Genomic DNA, 25,075 nt, shown 5'->3' on the forward strand with positions numbered 1-25,075 from the left:
ACAGGAAAGAATTGTGCTCAATGCTTAAAATTGCGGTTCCATCTGTTCTTCAGCAGTCCACAGTGTCAATTGGCATGATGATAGTACAGGCAGTTGTCAATCCTTTCGGTACACAGGCACTTGCAGGTTATGCTGCGACAATGAGAGTAGAAAATGTTTTTTCGTTGATATTTGTATCAATCGGTAATGCAGTTTCACCATATGTTTCCCAGAATCTGGGTGCAAAGAAAATTGAACGTATCAAAAAAGGATATCATGCGGCACTTGTGTTAGATATATGTTTTGCAATTCTTGCATTTATAATCATTGAAACACTGCACACTCAGATTTCCTCATTGTTTCTGGGTAAAGATGGAACTGCCCTGGCATATCAGGTATCAGGTGATTACATGAAATGGATTGGATATTTCTTTATTTTTATGGGGATTAAAATGGCAACAGATGGAGTGCTTCGTGGACTTGGAATCATGCGTCCATTTCTTGTTGCTAATATGGTAAATCTTGCTATTAGATTGACAGTTGCTTTGATTTTTGCACCGCGTTTTGGTATTGCATTTGTCTGGCTTGCTGTACCAGCCGGCTGGCTTGCAAATTTTTTGATTTCATATGTGGCACTCAGAAAATCGTGGCCGGAATAAAACTTTTAAAGCAGGATTGCATTCAATTAAATTAAAGCCACAATAGCTATATTTTAATCATGTTATGTGTTAATATATTAACATAAAATATTTAAGTTAAATATATCAGGAGAAACAATGAAAATATATATAGATTTTGATGATGTAATATGTGAGACTGCAAAATATTTTACGAAAATTGCTAAAGAACTGTTCGGAATTGATGTGCCTTACAGGCAGGTCCAGTTTTTTAATCTTCAGAAATCATTTGATTTAAGCGATGATCAGTATGATAAATTAATGGAAGCGGGACATCTGCAGGGCATGAGGTTTTTATTATTACAGGAAGACCTTTTAATTCGTATGAGCCATCCAGAAAATGGCTGGACGAACATCATCTGGAGAGAGTGCCTTTGTTTTGTGTCGATAAATATGGCCGTGAAATATTCGAGCATGAATATGAATATAATATGACGTTAGAACAGCTTTACAGCATGACATTTGATTTTGCAATAGAGGATTCGCCATCTGCTTTTGAACATGTTTTGCATTTTCATAATTGTAAGGTTGCTGTATTTGACCGTCCGTGGAACAGGCAGGCAGAATTTCCTAATGACAATTTTGTAAGATGCAAAAACTGGAATCAGATAGATAAGGTATTTTAGGAATATGCCGGAAATGTCGGATAAATAATGATTTATTATCCAGCCAATCTGATTCTGAAAGTTTAAATGTGCCGGAATCAGGGTATCCGAAATTATCAGAGCCTTGTCAGCCTCCTCCAATGGTTGTTGAAGGTAATAATTTTGTAGTAGTGAATAAATACTGGGAAGGTAATTATTCAGGAAATATTGAAGAAATTGAAATCCAATTATTAAAAAAATTAAATCCAACATATGACCCAGTTCCACCTGTACCGTCTCCATGTCCTCCAAAATGGAAAGCTTCTCCTGATGATTTGGAACCTGATAGTAACGGAGAAAGTTACGATTCAAATTTATTGTCAGGTTCTATTGGAGATATAGTTATTTTGCCTGATGAAAATGGTGTTTTAACTGCTTATACCATTGTTCAAACTGTTAAAATTACTAAAGTAAATGGTTGGAAATATATTTTCAGAAACTTAACATTTGATTCCGCTTCATTAATTTCTGATAAGTGGAATTTAGGGGATACTGGTGAGTACGTTATTCGTGAAATTAATATTCCTGTAAATGTGGGAGTTGTTTCTTCAACATTTGTTAAGTACTTTACCTGTCCTGTTGATGGTGGGTTGAAGGTATTCTGGAATTTAACAAACAGAATCATTGAAAACAAAACTAATGAAACAACAAACAACACAAATGAAACCAATGAAGTAAAAAATGAAACAAATAAAACCGAAACATTTGAAGATGTACCGGTTTATTCCAATCGTTCAAGAGGACCTGAACCTTCTGAAACTCCTGAAAAATCACAAAAAGAAAGTACAGAAAAGAATGTTAATAAAAATGTGGACGTAAGTAACGCTACTGGAAATCCATTATTCATATTATTAATTGTTTTAGCACTTTTAATAGCTCCAGTATTGCGTAAAAAATAATTAAATAGTAAATATGGTGATTTAAATGATTAAAAGATTAATGATTGTCAGTATGATACTACTGACTATTTTATCCATTACCGCTGTAAGTGCAGCGGAAAACATGACAGACACGAGTCTTGAAATTAATGAAGTAGATGAAGAAATCAATGTTGAAAATGAAATTAGTGAAATGGACGAATCAGTTGATGGGAATAATGTTTTGAGTAGTGAAAATTCAGAAAGTGAAGTAAAAGAGTCAATAGAAGACAAAGTTGTTTTTTACCAATTCTCCGATTTAGACTATTATTATGATGAGATTATATCTATTGATGATCTTTATGTTGAAGAGGGTAATGTTAGCATTGTCATTGAAGATGAAGAAGTGTACAATAAGCCGATTTCAAAATATACTTCTATTTATCCAAGAGATTTTTCAAAATTATTCATTGGCATTCATAATGTAACATTTTCATATACTGGTGGTAATTATTATGCCCCATTTACTAATACATTTACTGCAGAGTTCACTCATGGTTTTGGTGTAAATAGTGGATTTAACTATGATATTAATGAGTATGTAATTGAATTATTATTACCTGATTTTGCAACAGGTGTGGTTAAGATTGATATTAACGATAAATTCTATGCAAATGTGGATTATAATAGCAAAAAATTCTATATACCAATGGATTACTTTAGATTAGGCAGTAATAATATTGTTTTTACGTATCAGCCAAACCCAAATTATTCAAAATCTATTACTCGATCTTTTTACCTTAATCCGGTCTTTAAAACTCCTGATTATTTCATAATTGGGGATGAAGAGGCATATGTTTCAGTACTTGTTCCAAAAAATGAATCCGGTCTATTTGTTGTATATTGGACGTATGGGGAGTCCTCTTATGAATTAGACCCTCAGCATGAATTCCAACAGATAATTCCTGTTGAAAACGGTATTGCTAAAGTTAAGCTTCCTAAATTGTGTGATATTTCCGATGAGTTCAGTATTGAGTTTATCGGTAATGCCAGTGATTATACATACTTTACTGTTGAGTATGTTGAACATAATAATGCATTCCAGGCTTTTATAAATAAAGAAACTATTAAAAAAGGTGATGAGGCTATAATTCAAGTATTTACTAATTACACTGAATCCGACTCTTATTTCAATCTTTTCATTGATGGCAAACAGATTTTAGATACTCATAAACTAACTAATGGGTTAAATTTTATAATGCCTAAATTAGAGGTTGGAACACACCAGGTCGTAATTAAATCAGTTCGTAAATCATGGTATGAGCCATCCCCTATTCATTTCTATAAAATGTTTAATATTACTGTTGAAGATAAAGTAATTGATAATAGTTCTGTTAAGGAGGATAAATCTCCAGGTAAGATTCCTAATAAAGTACAGAATAAAGTATCTTTAAAACTTAAGTCCGTTAAAGTTAAAAAATCAGCTAAAAAACTTGTGATTACTGCAACTTTAAAAATCAACGGTAAATTGGCTAAATCAAAGAAAGTTATTTTCAAATTCAATGGAAAAACTTATAAGATTAAAACCAATTCTAAAGGTATTGCCAAATTAAAAATCAAAAAATCCATTCTTAAAAAGCTTAAGGCTGGAAAGAAAGTAAAATACCAAGTTTCTTATGGAAAAAATACTGTTAAAAAAACTGCAACTATTAAAAAATAGATGTTAAACTCATCTATTTACTTTTCTTTTTTTTGTTCATCATAATCTATTATGCATTGTTTAATATATAATTAGTTAAGAATCATGTTTTTTTAGTGTTAATATAAATTTGCTGATGAAGAATTTGTTTAGTGAAAAATATTTTTTTTAATTTGTTGGATATTTTTCATTTTTTTTATTATAACTTTTCTTATTTGTGAACTCTTTCCACTTAACTTTGTTATATTTGAATTATTTCAAATATACAATTCGATAATTTTTTTTAAAATTAATTTTCAGTTTAATTAAAAATATAAATTTTTTATTAATTTGTATAATATTTTAATAATCTTTATATACTATTAAACTAATACTATTATTACTGATATAAGATGATTAAATAAATTATAAAAATCTTTTTTTGCTCTGTAGTAAGGGGATATAATCAACGATTAGTGATTTTTATAAACATTGCTCAATTCTATTTTTATATTTACTTCGAATCATCAAATTAGTATAATTAAATAATGGTGATTAAATTGAAAAAAATAATTCTTACGGCATTATTTGTTGTATTATTCATTTTTTCCATTTCTTCAGTTTCATCCGTCGATATGGATAATGAAAATATAATTGCTGCTAGGCATGAATCATTTGATTTATCCGAAGTAAGTGAAGAGACGCATATAGCTTCAAATGAAGCTTTGAGTGATAAAAATTTAGCAAGTGATGATGATTTATTTTCCGACCAGGATGAATCATCGATTTTAACTGGACCTAAAGTTAAAGGAGATGTTGATGTAAGTCTTCCTAAAGGGGACGATGATATTGGAGGACTTGATGTAGATATTAAAGGACCTAAAGTAGATATTGATGTTCCTGATGTGGATGTTGAAGGGCCTGATTGGAATTCATCAAGTGACCAACTTATTGTGAAAAAAATATGGGAAGGTAATTATTCAGGAGATATTGAAGAAATTGAAATACAATTGTTAGTGATTTTAGGTTTTGGGCCAAAAATTTATGGGGATGTTGATGTTAGTCTTCCTAAAGGTGATTTCCAATTTCAACAACAGGCAACTTTTAATGATTATACAAATCAGGGTCTTTCATCTGATAAAAGCAGTGAAGTTGTTATTTTAAGCAATGGTGAAGGTGTTTTAACTTCGTATAGTGTTGTTGAAACAGTTAAACTCACAAAAAATAATAACTGGACACATGTTTTTAATGTAAGTTATTCAGCGTATAAAGACAGTAGTGGAGAGTGGGTTTTGTCTAATTCTAATATGTATATGATCAATGAAATCACTCCTAACAATACAATATTGGTTTCATCAAAACTTGTTAAATACATTGTTTCTCCTGATGAGAAAATTACGGCTTTTTGGAATTTAACAAATAGGGTTATCCCAAATGAAACTAATAACGAAACAACAAATAAGACCCCAGAAACCAATCAAACAGTCAATGAAACAGAATCATTTAATGAAACAGAAGAAGATGAATTTGAATTTGTAGAACCTGGATTTGGAAAAGGACCTGGATCTTCTAATGAGACTCCTTCTGGATCAACTGAAGATTCATCAAGTACTGTAAGTAAAGAAAATGTTGGCAAAACTGCGACAGGAAATCCAATATTTGTACTATTAATCGTTCTTTTTTCAATGATTCTTGTTCCAACATTGCGCAAAAAATAATTAGATAATTAAATATGAAATAGTGAGATACCTTTCTTACTATTTTTTATAATATTATTTAACAAATATATTATCATATACTCGAGTTGGGATATTCATGTTAAAAAAATTAATCATTGTCATTATTGTTTTTATAGGCATTTTTTCTATAGCTACCATAAGTGCATCTGATAATATCACCTATTCAGATTTGGAAGTTTCAGATGTTAAAGAAGAGTTTTCTATTGAAAAAGTGGATGATTTTTCTTCATTGGATTCAAATGAAGAATCAGAATCAATAGACCCATATGTTGAGATATCTGATGAAGTTCTTATTGATGATTATGGTGGGTCTAAAATTGTTTATTTTTCTGATGTGTCACCTGAGGCCAGTGAAAATATTACGATGCTACTTGATGGAGAAAAAGTTTATTGCAATAAACTTGAGAGTTATCAATCTATTCTTCTTTTAGATTTGTCAAATCAGCCAAGTTATGGAATTCATAATATTACAATCTCTTCGCCAGGGGGTTTTTATCAGCCATTCAATAAAACATTCATGGTAAACTTCACTTATCCTTTTGAAGTTTATAGATTATATGGTGAAGATATAGATAAATTTAACTTTGAAGTATACATGCCGTCAGACAATACAAAAATGATTAATTTAACATTGAACAATAAATTTTATGGCATCGTTAATTTGGATGAGAATTCTTGCTTTAAAATAGATATCAATGATTTGAAATTAGGGGATAATATTCTTGTTGCCACTTATTCTGATTTGAATCGACCTAAAAAATCTGTTTCATGTATTTTTCAGGTATATCCTTTGTTTAACTTACCTGATGAATTAATATTTGATGATTCACAAGCCAATGTGTCCGTTCGAGTACCGGTTAATGAATCAGGTATTTTTGAATTGTACAGTGTTGATGAAAATAATGAATTGGTGCTTATAAACTCCACTAGCGCAGTAAATGGTTTCGCTTCTTTTAATTTGTCTAAAAGCTTCAATAAAACTAATTATTGTGTTAAACTCATTGCAAATGAAACTGATGAGATGTACTTTTCACTTTATTTTGTCGAAAGCTCTGAGCTATTTGATGCAATTGTCCCGACTGAAGCCAATAATACTGCCGGTTTAACCATTCAACTGTTCAATTTAAACGATGATTATCTATGTTATTTTGATGTTCTTGTAGACAATCAGACTAAAATAAACTACAGATTTTTAAGCGGTGAATTGAATGTGACTGTTCCTGTTGAACCTGGGCTGCATGAAGTCATTATTCGTCCTTCATATTCCCTGGATATTTTTGCTCCTAGTTCATCTTTTGTCAGGGTATTCCAAGTCAATGTTGAGAACACAACTGATGAAAGTTCCTCCGGTGGCAGTATTTGGGATGAAATTGAAAATGGACTTATAGATTTAAATGACTTGGGGGATGATGACAATCCGAATGGTAATGTGAATTCATCAACAAACGTAACCAATTCCACTTCTGAAACTGAAAATCATTCAAATTCAGATCCTCCTGCACAGGATATCAAAACCACTCCTGTAAAACCAACAGTTAAAACTGTTAAAAAAATATCTTTGAGCCTTAAATCTGTAAAAATTAGAAAATCTGCAAAAAAACTAATTTTAACAGCTACTTTGAAGATAAATAATAAAAAAGCTAAAAATAAATTAGTTATTTTTAAATTCAAGGGTAAAACCTATAAGAAACGGACAAATAAATACGGAATAGCAAAATTAACAATAAAAAAGTCTGTTCTGAAAAGGCTTAAGGTGAAAAAGAAAGTTACCTATCAAGTGTCTTATGGTAAAAAAACTATAAAAAAGAGGGCTGTTGTCAAAAAATAGCTTATTTTTTTTAATTCTCATAATTTTTTTCATAACTTCCATTTTATGAATATTATCTAAAATTTTAATTATAACATCGTTAATTCTGAATGATATCTACATAACTTTGTTATATTTGAATATTGTCTATTATACAATATGATATATTTTTTTAAAATATATTTCCAATTTGTTTAAAAATTTTAAATTTTTATTAATTTGTATACTTTTTCCCATACATTTATATATGAATAAAATAAAACTATATGTAATTATGTTATTGTAAAACATATACATAATTTTTAAAAAAATATTTATCAAAAATTTTTTTACAATATTTAATTGTTCAAATTTTTTTTTAAATAATGTAGGGGGATTTTTTATGAAAAAAATTATATTTTCAATAATTTTAATATTATTCTTGATCGGTTCAATAAGTGCTGTTAGCTCAGCCGAAAGTACTGATGCAATGGAAAGTGATATCGATGAGACGATAGACTTATCGAATGTAAACGATGAAACGCAGTCTATTGAAAATGCAAATGTAAATAATAATGAGAATCTGTTGGGTTCCAGTTCCGATGATGGTTCTTTAGGTCAGCCAGATGGAGCACAACAGCAACATGATGATTCTCAAGATTCTGGTAATGAAAAGAATTTTGTAGTGGTAACTAAAAATTGGGAAGGAAACTATTCCGGAGATATAGAGGAAATCGAAATTGAATTATTAAAAAAATTAAATCCTAATATTGATAATCCAAAGGTACCAGAACCTTGCCATCCTAAGGTTCCGGAACCTTGCCATCCTAAAGTGCCAGAACCATGTCCTTCCCCAGTAGTCCCAGGACCGGCACAACAACAAACTAAACAAAAAGCCAGTCTTGATGATTCAAATATTAATCAAAACATTTTAGCAAGTGCAATTGGAGACATTGTAATCTTGCCTGATGAAAACGGTAACTTAACTTCTTATGTAGTAGTTCAAAAAGCCAAACTAACCAAAGCAAACAATTGGAAACATGCCTTCAAGAATCTAACCTTTGCATCAGCATATAGGGATAATGAAGGTCAATGGGTTTTATATGATGCCGGCGAATATATGGTGCGTGAATTCACTCCTGATAATACTGAGTTAATTTCATCACATTTCGTAAAATACTTTACATGTCCGGCTGACAACGGTTTAAAAGTATTTTGGAATTTGACCAATAGGGTTGTCCCGAATGAAACTACTAACGAAACCACCAATAAGACCCCGGAAACCAATCAAACAGTCAATGAAACAGATGAAGACGAATTCGAATTTGTAGAGCCTGGATATGGAAAAGGGCCGGGATCTCCTAAAAATGAGACTCCTTCTGAATCTAGTGAAGATTCACCAGCTCCAAGTAAAGTGAACGTAAGCAAAACCGCAACAGGAAATCCAATATTCCTAATATTGATTGCATTATTTGCTATGATTATACCAACATTACGTAAAAGGGAATAAGTGCAGTTGGCAGGTGGTTAATAATGTTTAAAAAAATTATTATAGTGAGTTTACTTTTACTTGCTATTTTTTCAATTAGTGCTGTTAGTGCAGCGGAAAACATATCTGACACTACCATAGAGAATCCGGAAATTAATGAAGTATTAAGTGTTGAAAATAAAATAGAAGATAATGATGTTGAAGATGAAGATTTGTCTTCTGATAATGTAGATGATGATCTTTTGTCTGATGAGTCTAGTGAGGATAAATTAGGGGCTCATGAAGAATCTGTTCTTAAAGGTCCTTCCATTGAAAGTTATATAAGAGTTAGTGATACAGTTCATGTTGATGAATATGGTTATTCAGATACAGTACTATACATTAGTAATATATATTATTATGCGGAGGGCACTATTTCAATTGATATAGATGGTGAAAAGGTTTACTCTTCATCAGTTTCTAGATATAAATATATTTATTCTGAACACCTTTCCAAAACACCTGGTTATGGAATGCATAATCTAACAGTTTCCTACAAGGGTTCATATTATGACTCTTTTACAAAAACATATCAAGTTTACTTTACATACCCATTCAATGCGTATGCAGATTATTGGGATTTCTCCTACTTTCATGTAGAATTGCCAAATGCAGCTCTTAATAATACAGTCAATGTTCAAGTAAACGGAAAAAATTTGGGAAATAGGCCTTTAGATAATTATAGACGTTTTTATTTAGATTATGAGAATTATAATTTAGGATACAACTTAATTACTGTAAGTTATGAAGATTCAATACATCCTAAAAGCTCTGTTGATATAAATTATCATGTTAATCCAATATTTGATGTTCCTTCAGGATATATTATCGATGATGAGGAAGCTGCTGTTACTGTGACCGTTCCTCGTCATGAAAATGGAATATTGGTTCTTTATAAAGTATTAAGGGAAGCTCAAGTGCCAGAAGTGCATGTAGAATCTGTAGTACCTGAAGTGCAAGTTGAATCTGAAGTGCCAGAAGTGCATATAGAACCTGATAATGTGTTAAGTTCATATCGTGAATTCTTAACTTCAGTTCCTGTAGTAAATGGTACTGCATCCATAAAAATTCCAAAATCAGATCAATTACAATATTATGCGGCAGAATTCATTGGAAATGAGAGATTTGATGTGAATTTTAATGTTGAATTTATCTCAAATAATCCTTCAATAATTATTGATTATCCTAGTGAAGTAACTGAAGGACACAACTTTAAAATTCAAATAGAGAATATTGCTGATGAAATGTTAAACTTTAATGTTTATATTGATGGTCAAATTGCTCTTCATAGTCACTATCTTTTAGATAATATATCAATTTCAATTCCAAAATTAAGTGTTGGAACCCATGAAATACTAATCAGGTCAATTGATCCTTATTATGAAAATGAAAATCATGTACATTTCTATAAAAAATTCAACATTACTGTAAATGAAAAAGAAGTTGTAGATGATGTTAACTCTACTGTTGGTTCACAGGAGGATATTATAAAAAATAATGATCCTAACAAGGATAATAATGTAGAAAAATCTAAAAAAGATAATAAACCTGTTAAAAGTAATAAAATTGTAGTGTCTCTTAAAAAAGTTAAAATTAAAAAATCAGCTAAAAAGCTTGTTATTACTGCGACTTTGAAAGTGAATGGTAAATTAGTAAAATCCAAAATTTTAACCTTTAAGTTCAACGGAAAATCCTACAAGGTTAAACTGAATTCAAAGGGTTTGGCCAAGCTTACCATTAAAAAATCTGTTCTTAAAAAACTTAAGGTCGGTAAAAAAGTCAAGTATCAAGTTTCTTATGGTAAATATGTGGTTAAAAAAACTGCAACTGTTAGGAAATAACTGATTTAAGTATTGGGAAAAATATACTTTTCCCATATTCTTATTTTTTTTAAATAATTTTCATCTCATTTAAATTAATATAGCTATCATAATTTTGATGCATTCACATTATCCATTATTTTAAACTACTTCTATTTGCATTAAATTTGTTTTTAAGAATCAATCCCTTCAAATTCACAACATGATGCATACTCACCAGTCAAATCATTGAAATTATCAATTCATTCAAATATTTTAAAAACGATTAAATAAATATATATTAATGATTTGATTAAATTTGTGTGATTAAATGAAAAGTGATAATGTAAAAAAAGGAATTCAAAGAGCACCTCACAGGTCTCTTTTAAGGGCTTGTGGGCTTGACGATGATGATTTTAAAAAACCTTTCATCGGTATTGCAAACAGTTTCACAGACATCGTGCCTGGACACATTCACCTAAAGGAACTTGTTGAATTTGTCAAAGAGGGTATCATAGCTGCCGGAGGTATACCTTTCGAGTTTGACACCATGGCTGTCTGTGACGGTATCAGTATGAACCATGAAGGTATGAAATACTCACTTCCTTCAAGGGAAATCATTGCAGCAACTGTCGAATCAATGACCAAGGGACATGCTTTCGACGGACTGGTATTGATACCAAGCTGTGACAAGGTTGTTCCTGGAATGATTATGGGAGCTGCAAGGGTAAACGTTCCGTCAATTGTCGTTACCGGCGGACCTATGCAGTCCGGTGAATACAACGGCAAACCTGCCGATTTGATTACTGTTTTTGAAGCGGTCGGTGCATACTCTGCAGGCAAGATGACAGAAGAGGAAGTAAACGAGCTTGAAAGATGTGCATGTCCTGGTGCCGGAAGCTGTTCTGGGCTATTTACAGCTAATACAATGGCATGCATTACCGAAACATTCGGTCTTTCACTTCCTACCTGCGCTACAACCCATGCAAGAACAGAGGAAAACAACAATATCGCATTCGAGTCAGGTAAACAGATCATAAAGCTGGTTGAAGACGACATCAAGCCGTCAGACATCCTGACCCAGGAAGCATTCAACAATGCAATTGCTGTTGACATGGCACTTGGAGGTTCATCCAACACAGCACTCCACATTCCGGCTATTGCAAGTGAAGTTGAAGGAATCAGCGTTGATTTGGAACTCTTTGATGAGATTTCCCGTAATGTTCCTCACATCGCTTTAATCTCACCTGCCGGTGAAGACTCCATGATGGACCTGCACCTTGCGGGAGGTATTCAGGCTGTTCTTAAAACACTTGGGGACAAGATTGACACCAATCAGCTGACAGTTACCGGAAAAACCATTGAAGAAAACCTTAAGGATGTCGAAAACAAAAACACCGATGTCATACACACTCTTGAAAATCCTGTTCATGCCGACGGTGGAATTGCAATACTTAAGGGTAATCTTGCACCAAACGGCAGTGTTGTCAAAAAAGGTGCTGTTGCAGACCATCTCATGCATCTTAAGGGACCTGCAAAAGTCTATAACTCTGAAGAAGATGTTACAAAGGCAATATTTGACCATGAAATCGAAGAGGGTGACATTGTTGTAATCCGTTACGAAGGTCCTAAAGGAGGTCCGGGAATGCGTGAAATGCTAAACCCAACTTCAGCGCTTGCAGGTATGAACATCAAGGATGTTGGACTAATCACCGACGGAAGATTCTCAGGAGGAACACGTGGACCATGCATAGGTCACGTATCACCTGAAGCAAGGGAGGACGGACCGATTGCAGCAATACAAAACGGTGACATCATTGAAATCGACATCGAAAACAGACTGATCAATGTCGAGCTGTCCGATGAGGAAATCGAGTCAAGACTAAAAGAGGTAAAACACCCTGAAAGTGAAGTGTCCGGCTGGCTGGCATTATATCAGAAACTGGTTCACTCAGCTGATACCGGAGCTATCTTAAGGTAGTGCTAATATGGATATCTTAAAATACAGTGAGATAGATTTGGCCGAGACAATAAAAAGGTCAGAGCAGGATGTCAACAACGTTTTGGGAACCGTTTCCGATATTTTGGAAAATGTTCGTGTAAACGGTGACGGGGCTATTCGCGAATATACAGAAAAATTTGACGGTGTATTGATAGAAGATTTGAAAGTGTCAAAGGATGAAATCAAAGAGGCATATGACACATTGGATGATGATTTGCTTGCCGCTTTGAAAAATGCTGCCGATAATATCAAAAGATTTCATGAAAAGCAGATTCCATCAGACTGGAACATGGAAGTGAATCCTGGTGTTGTTGCAGGCCAAATCGTAAGGCCAATCAACTCTGCAGGATGCTACATACCTGGCGGTAGGGCTGCATATCCCTCATCAATTCTGATGACAGTAATCCCCGCAAAGATTGCAGGGGTTGAAAAGGTAGTTTGCGTAACCCCTCCTCAAAAGGACGGCAAGATTCTTGACGCTATTCTTGTTGCTGCAGACATTGCAGGTGCAGATGAGATTTACAAGGTCGGTGGAGCACAGGCCATTGCCGGACTTGCATATGGAACCGGATCCATACCTCGTGTGGAAAAGATTGTTGGTCCGGGTAATATATTCGTTACCGCCGCAAAGAAACTTGTATATGGTCAAGTAGATATTGAGTTTCCGGCCGGCCCTTCAGAAGTGCTTATTTTAGCTGATGAAACAGCAAACCCTGAATTTTTGGCAACAGACATTTTGGCACAGGCTGAACACGACCCCAATGCATCATGCTTTTTGGTTACCGACTGTGAAGATCTGGCGATTAAAACCGATGAGTTTGTAAAACAACTCACCGAGATTGCACCTAGACGCGAAATAATTGAGGAATCATTGTCCAAAAGTGGAAAAATCATTATCACAGACACATTCAAAGAGGCTATTCACGTTACCAACGAATATGCTCCTGAACATTTAATCATATCCACTCAGGATGATGATGAAACATTATCACACATCAACAATGCAGGTTCAATCTTTTTGGGAGCCTACTCACCTGTTGCAGCAGGAGATTATGGATCCGGTACAAACCATGTTCTTCCAACCGGTGGTGGAGCCAAAATGTATTCCGGACTGTCCACAGAGGCATTCATCAAAAAGCCAACAGTTCAAAGGCTTACAAGGGAAGGTCTTAAGGAACTTTCAAAGACTTCAGTTCCTATTGCCGAGTATGAAGGATTCTTCGCTCATGCAAACTCATTCAAAACAAGATTAAGGGATGATTAGATGGATTTTGAAAGAGTCAATATGGATGATATAACCGAAGAGGAATTGCAGGAAGCATTCCGCATGAATGAATTGTTGTTTAAGCTCAATCACACAATGCCAATGACACCGGAATATGAGGAAGTTTTACATGAACTCTTCGGTGACAATATCGGTGAAAACTCAACAGTTCAGGCACCGCTTGCAGGGGCCGCATTGGACAAGATGGTTATTGGAAACAATGTTTTCATCAATTCAAATTGTCTTGCTATGGCCCGTGGTGGAATAACAATCGAGGATGATGTGATGCTTGCGGCCAATGTTCAATTGCTTTCAAACAACCATGATGAGTATGACAGAAACGTTTTGCTCTGCAAACCGATTCACATTAAGAAGGGTGCCTGGATTGGTGCCGGAGCAAGCATATTGCCTGGTGTTACAATTGGGGAGTATGCCATTGTAGGTGCCGGAGCAATCGTTACCAGAGATGTTGGTGACTATGAGGTTGCTGTTGGTGTTCCTGCAAAGATAGTCAAGACACTTGATAAGGATAAGTTTAAAAAATAATTTTAATTTACAATCTTTTTTATTTTTTAATCCTTTTTTTGCATATCTTTATTAAATATTAAATATAATATTTTTATTATAATGAAAATTTATCATTATTATTTATTTTTACAACCGAGGTGAATAAATTTGCAAGGTTTATTAAAAGATTGGAGAAGAACAAACTATGCAAGTGAATGTACTCCTGAAATAGCAGGTGAAGACATCACTATCATGGGTTGGGTGCACGAAATCCGTGATTTCGGTGGAATCATGTTTGTAATCATTCGTGATGTAACCGGTAGAGTTCAAATAACAGCTCCAAGTAAAAAAGTAGACGAAAAAATAATGGAAGAATTAAGAGAATTCAGAAAAGAGTCCGTTGTGGCAATCAAAGGTTTAGTACAAGAAGCTGGAAAAGCACCAAATGGTGTTGAAATCATTCCTAAAGAAATCAGAATTCTTAACTTGGCTAACCAACCTTTACCAATGGATCCAACTGAAAAAGTTAAAGCTGGAATCGATACCAGATTAGATTCAAGATTCCTGGATATCAGAAAGGAAAATGTTTCAGCAATTTTCAAAATCAAAGGTCAAATGTTCCATACCATCCGTGATTTCTTCTATGAAAACGGATTTTATGAAATCAACACTCCTAAACTTGTAGCATCCGCTACTGAAGGAGGAACAGAATTATTCCCTATCACTTACTTTGAAAAAGAAGCATTCCTCGGCCAATCTCCACAATTGTACAAACAGATGATGATGGCTTCAGGAATGGATAAGGTATTTGAAATCGGCCAAATCTTCAGGGCTGAAGAGCACGATACCTTAAGACACTTGAACGAAGCGGTTTCCATCGATGCGGAAGCTTCATTTGCTGATGATGAGGATGTAATGAAAATCCTCAACGACATGATTATCAATGTCTTAAAGGATGTAAATGAAAACTGCGCTGACGAACTTGAAATTCTCGGCCATGAATTGGAAGTTCCAACCGGAGATTTCCCTGTAGTCACTTACGATGAAGCGGTTGATATCGTTAACTCAAAAGACGTAAGTATGGAATGGGGAGAAGACCTGTCCCGTGAAGCTGAAAAAGCTTTAGGTGATACCATGGGAGGATTCTACTTCCTGACCAGATGGCCTTCTGAAATCAAACCGTTCTATGTAATGCCTGTTGACGGTGAAGAACAATACTCACATGCGTTCGATTTAATGTACAACAACTTGGAGTTATCTTCAGGTGCTACTCGTGTACACCAATACGATTTACTCGTAAAACAAATCGAAGAACGTGGATTAAACCCTGCTGGATTTGGAAGCTACTTGAAAGCATTCGAATACGGTATGCCTCCTCATGCAGGTTGGGGTGTAGGTGCTGACAGATTAACCATGGTACTTACAGGTTCCGAAAACATCCGTGAATGTGTACTCTTCCCAAGAGACAGACACAGATTAACTCCATAGATTATGAAACAATACGATATAGCTATTATTGGTGGAGGTCCTGCCGGCATCATGGCAGCAATTGCGGCCAGCAGAACTTCCGACGTTATTTTATTGGAAAAGAATCCCTCTTTAGGTCGCAAGTTGTTGTTGACAGGAGGGGGAAGATGCAATATTACCAATAACAAACCAATAAAACAGCTATTAACTTTTTTTAACAATAAAAACTTTTTGAAGCACTCCTTTTATTCATTTACAAATGAGAATCTCTTTTCTATTTTTGATTTTGACTTTGTCGAGGAGGATGACAACAGGATTTTTCCCGAAAGCGGAAGGTCCAAGGATGTCCTTGACGGGTTGACGGATAAGTTAGATGGTGTAAGTATAAGTTATAACTTTGAAGTTAAAAGCATCAGTGAAGATTTTGTTATAAATGATAAGTTAAAAGCCGACAGGATTATCATCGCAACAGGCGGTGTGACATATCCTCAGACCGGATGCAGTCCGGACAATTACGCTTTGACAAATCAACCCATAACCGACATAAGATATGGTCTGTCTCCCTTGGTTACCCGAAAGGACCTTTCAGGAATTGCCGGTGTGGGCTTGAATGATGTTGTTATAAGTTATAAGAAAAGCAGGGTTCGAGGAGACATACTGTTTTCACATGTCGGACTTACCGGACCTGCCGTCATAAACCTGAGCAATGAAATCTCAGAAGGTATAACTTATAACTTATTGGAAGGCGAACCGGTAATTGATTTGGAAATTGCCATTGATTTATGTCCTGACCATTCAAGAGAGGATTTGATGGACAGGTTCACTAGGGATTTCCAGGATAAGGGAAAGACAATGCTTAAAAACTATCTGAAGCAATTTTTAACCAACAGTTTCATCGAATACTTTTTATCCGAAATCAATCTGGACGGCGATATTCAGCTGTCACGAATAAACAAGAAAAGCAAAAACCGCCTGATTGAAAACCTGAAGCGTTTTACATTTGAAATTGTTGACTTTAATTCAAAATTATCCAAGGTTACCATAGGCGGAATCGATCTTAAGTATATCAATCCAAAAACAATGGAGTCAACTTTAGTGCCGGGTTTATATTTTGCAGGTGAAGTTTTGGATTTGCATGGTCCAACCGGTGGATATAATCTGAAGATTGCCTTTTCGACAGGTTATCTTGCGGGTCTCGCAGCCGCTGAAAAATAATTTTCAACAAAATATTTAACATATATATAATTCAAAAATTATTGTATGACAGACAAAATGTTCATGGGTGCATCAACTAAACAAGGTTTGGATATTGCTAATAAAAGCCGTGAAATTATCCGTGGCCTTATAGGAGATGATGTCAAAGACTTGAAACCTATAGAAAGAGACATCGTTGAAAGGATTGTTCACTCAACTGCAGATCCTGAGTATGCAAAATTGGTTAAAATCAGTGCTGATTTTGTAGATGCAGCTATGGCTTCCCTAAAGAACAATGAAACCATTTTGACTGATATCAATATGGTCAGATATGGTATCACAAGATATGAAGGGGAAGTTGAGTGTTACATTAAAAACGAAGAAGTAGTTAAAATTGCAAAAGAAAACCAGATTACAAGAGCTGCTGCTGCAATGAGATATGCTGCGGCGAATGATTTTGAAGGTATTGTCGTTTCCGGTAATGCTCCAACTGCTGTTTTTGAAGCCATGGATTTATATGCTAAAGGCGAAATGAATCTTAAGGCAATTGTCGGAGTTCCGGTCGGTTTTGTAGGTGCTGCCGATTCAAAGGAAGCACTTCACAATTCAGATATACCTAATATCATCGTTGAAGGACCTAAAGGTGGAACACCAATTGCTGTGGCTTGTGTAAATTCATTAATACAACATTTATAGCGTGATAAAATGTATTCAGAAGAATTGTTCAATGAATCTAAAAAGTATTTCCCTGGTGGAGTTAACTCTCCGGTAAGGGCTTTTAAACCATATCCATTTTTCGTTAAAAGTGCAGGAGGATCCAAACTCACTGACGAGGATGGTCAGACTTATATCGATTACTGTTTGGCATACGGTCCTTTGATACTGGGCCATGCTAATCCTAAGGTTGTAAGGGAAGTTTCCAACCAACTTACCATCGGTACTGCTTACGGTACTCCAACCGAAAATGAAATCAAACTGGCAAAAGAGGTAATAGACAGAATCCCTTCAGCCGAAATGGTAAGGTTCTGTAACAGTGGAACCGAGGCTACCATGAGTGCCATCAGACTGGCAAGAGGATTTACCAAAAGAGACAAGATTGTAAAATTCGAAGGCGCATACCATGGTGCACATGACTACGTATTGGTCAAAGGAGGTTCCGGTGCTGCAACTCTACCTGATAGTCCTGGAATTCCTGAAGACACTACCAAAAATACATTGTCAGTACCATTCAATGATGAAGAGGCCCTAACAGAGTTAATTGAAAAAGAAGGCGAAAACATTGCATGTATCATCATGGAAGTTGTTATGGGCAATGTCGGATGTATCGAACCAAAACCTGGATTTTTAGAATTCATAAGAAAAATCACTGAAGAAAACGGTATTGTATTGATATTTGATGAGGTAATCACCGGTTTCAGGGCTTCACGTGGTGGTGCACAACAGTATTATGGTGTAACTCCTGACTTGACAACCCTCGGTAAGATTGTCGGTGGTGGCCTTCCAATGGGTGCATTCTGTGGTAAAAGAGAGATAATGGAAATGATTGCACCGCAAGGTCCAGTTTATCAGGCAGGTACATTTTCAGGCAATCCCGTTTCCGTTCAGGCAGGACTGTCCACTATGGCACAGTTGGATGACGCTTTCTATAAGGAACTTGAACGCAAGGGCAATTTCCTTAGGGGAAACATCGCTTCAATAATTGATGATGAAGGATACAATGTTCAGCCTGTGGGACTTGCATCAATGTTCCAGATATATTTCAATCCGGCTGAGGTAAATAATTATGCTGATGCACAGGAATCTGACAGAAAACAGTTCCTGAGATACTTTAAGACTTTATTGAAGGAAGGTGTATTCATACCGCCTTCACAATTTGAATGTAATTTCATATCAAACGCTCATAGTATGGAAGATTTACAAAACACTTCCGATGCTATAGAATTGGCTTTAAAGGAAGCATTTAGAAAAAGAAGAAGGTAGTTTAAATGGAAATAGATTTTAAAGAGGTTTTTTCATACGCAATTATTCTGGTAATTGTATTGATTGCCGCTCAACATTTGAATGTTGTCGTTTCAGGCAGTATGGAACCTGTATTCTACAGGGGAGACATAGTTCTTGTGCAAAAGGACAACTTCATGGGCATAAACGAGTTTGACCCTACCACTGTGGAAGTGGGTGATGTTGTTGTTTATGATGCGGCATGGTATGACCAGCCTGTAATTCATAGGGTTATCAATATTACTGATATTAATGGAACTACTATGTATATGATCAAGGGAGACAATAATAACCGTCCTGATCCTTATTATGTTAAAGCCGACCAAATCCATGAAAAGGTTGTTACTTTAGGGGATAATTTGGTCATAATTCCAAAAATAGGTTATCTTTCCCTCTGGTTAAGAGGATTATAATGATTATTAAGGTGAGTTAATGTATTTTGAAATTGAAAAACAAGCTATTGATGCCATTAACAAGGCATTGGATCAATATGATGTAGAAGTCGACAGGGATTTTAGATTGGACTTTCCGCCTAATCCTAACTTGGGTGATCTTGCAAGTACCATTGCATTTGCACTCACTAAAAAGTTAAAGACTTCCCCTCCGGAAGTTGCTGCTGATTTGGTTGAAAAAATTGAGGTTCCTGAAATATTTTCCAAAGTTCAGAACTTCGGTCCTTATGTAAATTTCTTTATTGATTATAACAAATTCTCAAAAATGTTATTGGATAAGGTTGACGAAAACTATGGTCAGCTTCCGGCATATGATGAAAAGATAGTTCTCGAGCACACTTCAGCCAATCCAAACGGCCCTTTACATATTGGACATATTAGAAACTCCATTTTTGGTGATTCTCTTGCAAGACTTTTAAAATTGGCCGGAAGAGAAGTTGAAACTCAGTATTATGTAAATGATATGGGCAGACAAATCGCAATCATCGTTTGCGGTATTACCGAACTAGGTCTTAAGATTGAAGATTATGAAGGAGAAAAACTCGACCATAAAATCGGTAAGCTTTACTTCGATGCCAACAAGGCTGTTGAAGAAGATGAAAATTTAGCGGCTAAGGTAGATGAACTCATACAGAAATATGAAAATGGCGACGATGAGGAATTAAATAAAATCTTCGAGCATGTAGTTTCAAGTTGTCTGTCTGGAATGAAGCAGACACTTCAAAGAATCAATATAAATCATGATGATTTCGTATGGGAAGGCAAGTTTGTAAGAAGCGGTGAAGTTGATGACCTTGTAAACTACATCCAAAGGGAAGGTTTCACCCGTGAAAACGATGTGCTCTATATCGATTTGACAGATTTCAATATCGAAAAGGAATTCGTTTTAAGACGTTCAAACGGAACATCACTCTACTCTACCCGTGATTTGGCATACCACAAGTATAAGGCAACCTTAGGAGATACTGTTTTAGATATTTTAGGTTCAGACCATAAACTGGCTGCAGAACAAATCAGAGTTATCTTTGAGGAAATCTTAAGACAGGAAGCACCTGAAGTGATTTTTTATGAATTCATCACATTGCCTGAAGGATCCATGTCAACAAGAAGAGGTAAATTCGTTTCAGTTGATGAACTGATTGACGAAGCAGTTTTAAGGGCAACTGATGAGATTAAATCAAGAAACCCAGATTTATCTGATGATGAAGTTGCTTCAATGGCTGAAGAGATTGGTATCGGAGCTGTTAGATTCTTCATTGCAAAGCTCTCTCCTGAAAAGCACCTTACATTCAAGTGGGATGAGGCATTAAGCTTTGAGAGAGGATGTGCATCTATCCAGTATGCACATGCAAGGGCATGCAAATTGCTTAAAAAATCAGGTAAGGACGTATCTTCATTAAGTATTGCTGATGAATGGGTGCCTGATGAGGTTGAACAGGACTTAATCAGACAAATCGCCAAGTTCCCACAGGTTGTTGAAGACTGTGCAAACAAGAAAAGGGTTCACAACATCACACAATACTGTCAGGACTTAGCAGGTTCATTCAACAAGTTCTACAAAGATGAACAGGTTATTGGTTCTGATGTGGAAGATACCAGATTAATATTGGTTGATAGAGCAAAAACAACCATTAAAAATGCTTTAGATATTTTAGGTGTTAGTGCACCTGAAAAAATGTAGATGGGTAATTACTCATCTTTAATTTCTTTTTTTACTTAATTTTTTATTTGAAACTTTAAAAAAATAAGATTTAATCCACATAGTGGATGTAATCTTCTTTTCTTGGCAATGGCTCAGGCGCTTCCATATCTGGATAGCCCAAAACCACATGGCCGATTCCCTCATATCTTTCAGGAATTCCCCATTCTTTTAAAAGTTCCTTGCCTTTAGGGCTTTGGAATTCATCATATGCCCTGTGAATCTAGCATGATCCAACACCTATCGCATGGGCCGCATTTACAAGTACGGCCAGCACACTTGAACCGTCCTCTTTCCATGTTGGCACTTCACTGTCGGCCAAAACTATCAGCAATGTTTTTGCACCGTAGAAAGGATCCATATCCTCTGGCATTTCAGTTGGGAAAAAGCTTCTGTTCCATGCTGACAATTCCTTGATGGTATCTGGATTTTGTATTACGACTATTTTTGGGGCTTGAAGGCCTCTTCCGGTTGGAGCATAGGTTCCAGCTTCCAGAATGGTCTTTAATTCCTCGTCGGTTATTTGTTCGTCTTTGAATTTTCTTATGCTTCTTCTTGTTTTTAGGTTTTCAATAGTTTCGTTCATTTTAAGTCCTCGCATATTTTTATAAGCGTTTTTCTGAAATTTTCATACTCATCTGGGGTGATGTATTTTTTAATTACATTGTCCCATTCATCATCATAATCCATTATTGTCTGGGCTATTTCTGCACCTTCATCTGTAACATTAATAATTTTTTTCCTTTTTTGAGGAGTTTTTGTTATCAATCCTTTCTTTTCGAGCTTTTCAAGGTTTCTTGTGACAGTACTCTCGTTGATGTGCAGGGCTTCGGCAAGCTCTTCCTGACTGATTCCCTTGTTTTTGTAGGTTTTGACAAGCAGGGGATACAATCCCGCACTCAGGTTTACATCTTTCAGTTTCTTGTTGAGGAATGTGTTCTGTCTTCTGTGCAGGAGCGAAACCAGTGGTGGAGTGGGAATGTCATCATCAAACGGCATTGCCCCTTCCCCTTATAAGCTTGTTGATGTAGAGTTCGATACATGCGTAACATATGAGTGATCCGATTCCTCCTCCAAGAAGCATTCCGCAGTAAATTCCAAACTCTCCCATATGGAATGTGAAACCCAAAAGGTATGCAAAGATAAGTACCAGTATGAATTCCCTGAATGTTGTCAAAAGGAAGGATATTGTTCCCTTTCCGACTCCCTGGAACACGTTACCTGCACTTGCACCGAATGGAACGTACAATATGAAGAGACTCATTATCTGAAGGAACCCAGCTATTGCCGGCGCGAGTTTTGCACTGCTTTCGGAATATGAGAATATGACTGCTATCTGATTTGAGAATACTATTAGAATCACACACACGATTATTGAAGCTATCAATGCCACTTTCACTGCATATCTTGCAACAATTCTTAAATTTTCATATTTTCTGGCACCGAATGCAACTCCAGCTACTGATATTGCTGCGGTACCTACTCCGATTGCCGGAAGCATTCCAATGTTTATTATTCTCCATCCGGCTGTATATACTGCCACGGCCACAGGTCCGGATACGATTGTAAGCATGAAGTTTACAAATATTGTCAAAACGGAAAGAACCAGCTGTTCTAAGCTTGCTGGAATACCGACCACTAATATGTCCTTGTACATTGAAAGGTTATTGTGGAAGTCTTTCCTGTTGTATGAAAGATAGGTGTCCTTTTTGACGAATATCCAGTAAAACATCAAAAGTAAACTTATGAACGGCCCGAGGGCTGTTGCCCATGCGGCTCCCTGAATTCCCATGTTCAGGGTGTAGATGAATATAGGATCCAGAATCATGTTGATTATTGCGGCCAGAGCAATAGGCACTGTGGCTCTTTTTATGTCTCCTTCCGCCCGGAAGGCTCCTCCAACTATTGGTGGCATTAAAAGACCGAATGTCCATGCGAATATTATGAATGCATAGTCTGTTGCATAACCGATTACTGATGATGCTCCCATAAGCATAAGTAAAGGCTTTAGAAACGCCAAAAAGATGATTGTGATTACTATTGACACTACCGCACTTAATATCAGGTTGTGTATTGCGGCATTGTTTGCTGATGATTTGTCTTCCGCTCCGATATATCTTGATATGAGGGAGTTACCACCGGCTCCAAGTCCGTTACCGAATCCCACCATTATCATGAAGAGCGGGGTAACGTATCCAAGTGCCGCCAATGGGTCCGGTCCGAGTCCTGCTACCCATATGCTGTCAATGATATTGTTTGCAAATATCAGAAACATACTTGCTATAATCGGTATTGACAGTTTGTTTATCGCCTTTTTAGGGTCTCCTGTAATCATTTCTACATTTTCATTCTTTTCCATAATTAACCTCTCTTGCATATGCAATTATACTCTTGTATATGCAAGTGTTGATATATAAATGTAATCTAAGTTATTTATAAATATTTCAAAAAATATAATTTTGATAAAGGAGACTAAATTATGAAGGTTTTAGTTGTTGGAACTGGTGCCCGTGAACATGCAATTGCAGACGGTTTAAAAGACGATGTGGAATTATATGTTTACATGAGTAAAGTAAACCCTGGAATGAGCAAAATCGCCGAATTCAAACAAGGCGATGAAGGAGAAGTTGAAAAGGTAGCCGAATATGCAGTTGAAAATGACATTGACATTGCATTCATCGGTCCTGAAGCTCCACTCGGAAAAGGAATTGTTGACGAGCTTGAAAAGAACGGAATCAAATGTGTAGGACCTACCCAAAGTGCAGCACGTATTGAAACCGATAAGTCATTCATGAGAAAACTCTTTGAAGACTATGAAATCGAAGGATCACTAATATACAAAGTATTCGATAATTCCAAGGACGTATCTGAATTCTTGGATGATTTTGACAGACAGGTCGTAGTTAAGCCTGTAGGATTGACCGGTGGTAAAGGAGTAAAAATCGTAGGTGACCACCTTAAGGATAATGAAGAGGCAAAAGAATACTCATGCGAAGTAATCGACAATGTCATGGGAGGATTTGCACAGGTAATCATTGAAGAAAGATTGATTGGTGAGGAATTTACCATCCAGGCATTCTGTGACGGTGAACATTTGGCACCAATGCCTGCAGCACAGGACCATCCTCATGCATTTGAAGGGGATGTCGGAGCAATCACCGGTGGAATGGGTTCATATTCCGATGTAGGTGGATTATTACCATTCTTAAGCCAGGATGATTATGACAAGGCTGTAGGAATCATGCAGGATACCATCAAAGCTATTGCCGAGGAAGCAGAACCGTACAAAGGTATTCTTTACGGACAGTTCATGCTTACAGCTGACGGTCCTAAACTCATTGAATACAATGCAAGATTTGGAGACCCTGAAGCAATGAACGTTTTACCTTTACTTAAAACTCCATTGGTTGATGTATGTCAGGCCATTGTTGACGGAACATTGGATAAGGTCGAATTTGAAAACAAGGCCAGTGTATGTAAATACATCGTACCTGACGGATATCCTGAAACCGAATATGCCGGTGAATTGATTGAAGTGGATGAAGAGGCCATCGAGGATATGGGCGCTAAAGTGTTCTATGCTGCCGTATCTGCCGAAGATGATGGAATTCACCTTTCAGGTTCAAGGGCATTGGGTATTGTAGCCAGCGGAGATTCCATTGAAGAGGCTGAAAAGATAGCCGAAAAGGCATGTGAATTTGTCAAAGGTAACGTGTACCACAGAAGGGATGTCGGTACCTCTGAACTTGTAAACAAACGTGTCGAACACATGAAAGAAATTTTAAACTAAATTTCTTTTTTTATT

General features: G+C 35.8%; 22 protein-coding genes. 19 read left to right on the forward strand and 3 right to left on the reverse strand.

Translation table 11 applies throughout. The features are described from left to right. The 18 genes from QZV03_RS00605 to argS all read left to right on the forward strand — a co-directional run. On the forward strand, nucleotides 1-638 hold a 638-nt coding region (locus QZV03_RS00605), incomplete at its 5' end, for an MATE family efflux transporter (RefSeq protein ID WP_296873776.1). A gap of 117 nt (nucleotides 639-755) precedes the next feature. Beyond that, a complete protein-coding gene (locus tag QZV03_RS00610) occupies nucleotides 756-1,091 on the forward strand; it encodes a hypothetical protein (protein ID WP_296873777.1) in 336 nt (111 codons plus the stop codon). Further along, complete coding sequence (locus QZV03_RS00615) at nucleotides 1,088-1,282, forward strand: hypothetical protein (protein WP_296873778.1); 195 nt, start codon at nucleotides 1,088-1,090, stop codon at nucleotides 1,280-1,282. Before QZV03_RS00610 ends, QZV03_RS00615 begins: the two co-directional genes overlap by 4 nt. Before the next feature lie 68 nt (nucleotides 1,283-1,350). Next, nucleotides 1,351-2,199 (forward strand): hypothetical protein, encoded by an 849-nt coding sequence (locus QZV03_RS00620; protein ID WP_296873779.1) that lies wholly within the window; start codon nucleotides 1,351-1,353, stop codon nucleotides 2,197-2,199. Between the two features lie 25 nt (nucleotides 2,200-2,224). After that, nucleotides 2,225-3,877, forward strand: coding sequence for a hypothetical protein (locus tag QZV03_RS00625; protein WP_296873780.1), 1,653 nt, complete (start codon nucleotides 2,225-2,227; stop codon nucleotides 3,875-3,877). 683 nt (nucleotides 3,878-4,560) lie between these two features. After that, on the forward strand, nucleotides 4,561-5,553 hold the full coding sequence (locus QZV03_RS00630; protein WP_296873781.1) for a hypothetical protein: 993 nt from the start codon (nucleotides 4,561-4,563) through the stop codon (nucleotides 5,551-5,553). Between the two features lie 97 nt (nucleotides 5,554-5,650). Continuing rightward, nucleotides 5,651-7,402 (forward strand): hypothetical protein, encoded by a 1,752-nt coding sequence (locus QZV03_RS00635; RefSeq protein ID WP_296873782.1) that lies wholly within the window; start codon nucleotides 5,651-5,653, stop codon nucleotides 7,400-7,402. Between the two features lie 361 nt (nucleotides 7,403-7,763). Beyond that, nucleotides 7,764-8,870, forward strand: a complete 1,107-nt coding sequence (locus QZV03_RS00640; RefSeq protein WP_296873783.1) for a hypothetical protein — start codon at nucleotides 7,764-7,766, stop codon at nucleotides 8,868-8,870. 23 nt (nucleotides 8,871-8,893) lie between these two features. Next, complete coding sequence (locus QZV03_RS00645) at nucleotides 8,894-10,729, forward strand: hypothetical protein (protein ID WP_296873784.1); 1,836 nt, start codon at nucleotides 8,894-8,896, stop codon at nucleotides 10,727-10,729. Between the two features lie 289 nt (nucleotides 10,730-11,018). Next, nucleotides 11,019-12,668: a dihydroxy-acid dehydratase gene (ilvD, locus tag QZV03_RS00650; RefSeq protein WP_296873785.1), complete on the forward strand. Its 1,650-nt coding sequence runs from the start codon at nucleotides 11,019-11,021 to the stop codon at nucleotides 12,666-12,668. Between the two features lie 7 nt (nucleotides 12,669-12,675). After that, entirely contained in the window at nucleotides 12,676-13,953 is a 1,278-nt protein-coding gene (hisD, locus tag QZV03_RS00655) for a histidinol dehydrogenase (RefSeq protein ID WP_296873786.1), read from the forward strand. Further along, nucleotides 13,954-14,499 carry a DapH/DapD/GlmU-related protein gene (locus tag QZV03_RS00660; protein WP_296873787.1) on the forward strand — a complete coding sequence of 182 codons (546 nt, stop codon included), beginning with the start codon at nucleotides 13,954-13,956 and terminating at the stop codon, nucleotides 14,497-14,499. 129 nt (nucleotides 14,500-14,628) lie between these two features. Next, nucleotides 14,629-15,948 (forward strand): aspartate--tRNA(Asn) ligase, encoded by a 1,320-nt coding sequence (gene aspS / locus QZV03_RS00665; RefSeq protein ID WP_296873788.1) that lies wholly within the window; start codon nucleotides 14,629-14,631, stop codon nucleotides 15,946-15,948. A 3-nt stretch (nucleotides 15,949-15,951) separates the two neighbouring features. Next, nucleotides 15,952-17,142, forward strand: a complete 1,191-nt coding sequence (locus QZV03_RS00670) for an aminoacetone oxidase family FAD-binding enzyme (RefSeq protein ID WP_296873789.1) — start codon at nucleotides 15,952-15,954, stop codon at nucleotides 17,140-17,142. A 45-nt stretch (nucleotides 17,143-17,187) separates the two neighbouring features. Next, complete coding sequence (locus QZV03_RS00675; RefSeq protein WP_296873790.1) at nucleotides 17,188-17,817, forward strand: cobalt-precorrin-8 methylmutase; 630 nt, start codon at nucleotides 17,188-17,190, stop codon at nucleotides 17,815-17,817. Between the two features lie 9 nt (nucleotides 17,818-17,826). Beyond that, nucleotides 17,827-19,101, forward strand: a complete 1,275-nt coding sequence (gene hemL, locus QZV03_RS00680; RefSeq protein WP_296873791.1) for a glutamate-1-semialdehyde 2,1-aminomutase — start codon at nucleotides 17,827-17,829, stop codon at nucleotides 19,099-19,101. A gap of 5 nt (nucleotides 19,102-19,106) precedes the next feature. Next, nucleotides 19,107-19,532, forward strand: a complete 426-nt coding sequence (locus QZV03_RS00685) for a signal peptidase I (protein ID WP_296873792.1) — start codon at nucleotides 19,107-19,109, stop codon at nucleotides 19,530-19,532. Nucleotides 19,533-19,551: 19 nt separating this feature from the next. Then, on the forward strand, nucleotides 19,552-21,252 hold the full coding sequence (gene argS, locus QZV03_RS00690; protein WP_296873793.1) for an arginine--tRNA ligase: 1,701 nt from the start codon (nucleotides 19,552-19,554) through the stop codon (nucleotides 21,250-21,252). A 241-nt stretch (nucleotides 21,253-21,493) separates the two neighbouring features. Here argS and QZV03_RS00695 read toward each other — a convergent pair whose 3' ends face one another. From QZV03_RS00695 to QZV03_RS00705, 3 genes are read right to left on the reverse strand one after another with little or no spacing between them, the layout of a single operon-like run. Next, nucleotides 21,494-21,856, reverse strand: coding sequence for a nitroreductase family protein (locus QZV03_RS00695; RefSeq protein ID WP_296873794.1), 363 nt, complete (start codon nucleotides 21,854-21,856; stop codon nucleotides 21,494-21,496). Continuing rightward, the gene (locus QZV03_RS00700; RefSeq protein ID WP_296873795.1) at nucleotides 21,853-22,269 is read right to left on the reverse strand and encodes a MarR family winged helix-turn-helix transcriptional regulator; all 417 of its coding nucleotides are present in this window, start codon (nucleotides 22,267-22,269) and stop codon (nucleotides 21,853-21,855) included. Before QZV03_RS00700 ends, QZV03_RS00695 begins: the two co-directional genes overlap by 4 nt. Beyond that, nucleotides 22,259-23,629 (reverse strand): MATE family efflux transporter, encoded by a 1,371-nt coding sequence (locus QZV03_RS00705; protein WP_296873796.1) that lies wholly within the window; start codon nucleotides 23,627-23,629, stop codon nucleotides 22,259-22,261. Before QZV03_RS00705 ends, QZV03_RS00700 begins: the two co-directional genes overlap by 11 nt. Nucleotides 23,630-23,749: 120 nt before the next feature. On the opposite strand from QZV03_RS00705, the gene purD reads away from it, so the two are divergent. Beyond that, nucleotides 23,750-25,060 (forward strand): phosphoribosylamine--glycine ligase, encoded by a 1,311-nt coding sequence (gene purD / locus QZV03_RS00710; RefSeq protein WP_296873797.1) that lies wholly within the window; start codon nucleotides 23,750-23,752, stop codon nucleotides 25,058-25,060. Nucleotides 25,061-25,075 lie beyond the last annotated feature (15 nt).

Source organism: uncultured Methanobrevibacter sp. (assembly GCF_902788255.1).
In the GTDB taxonomy this organism is placed as follows: Archaea; Methanobacteriota; Methanobacteria; order Methanobacteriales; family Methanobacteriaceae; genus Methanocatella.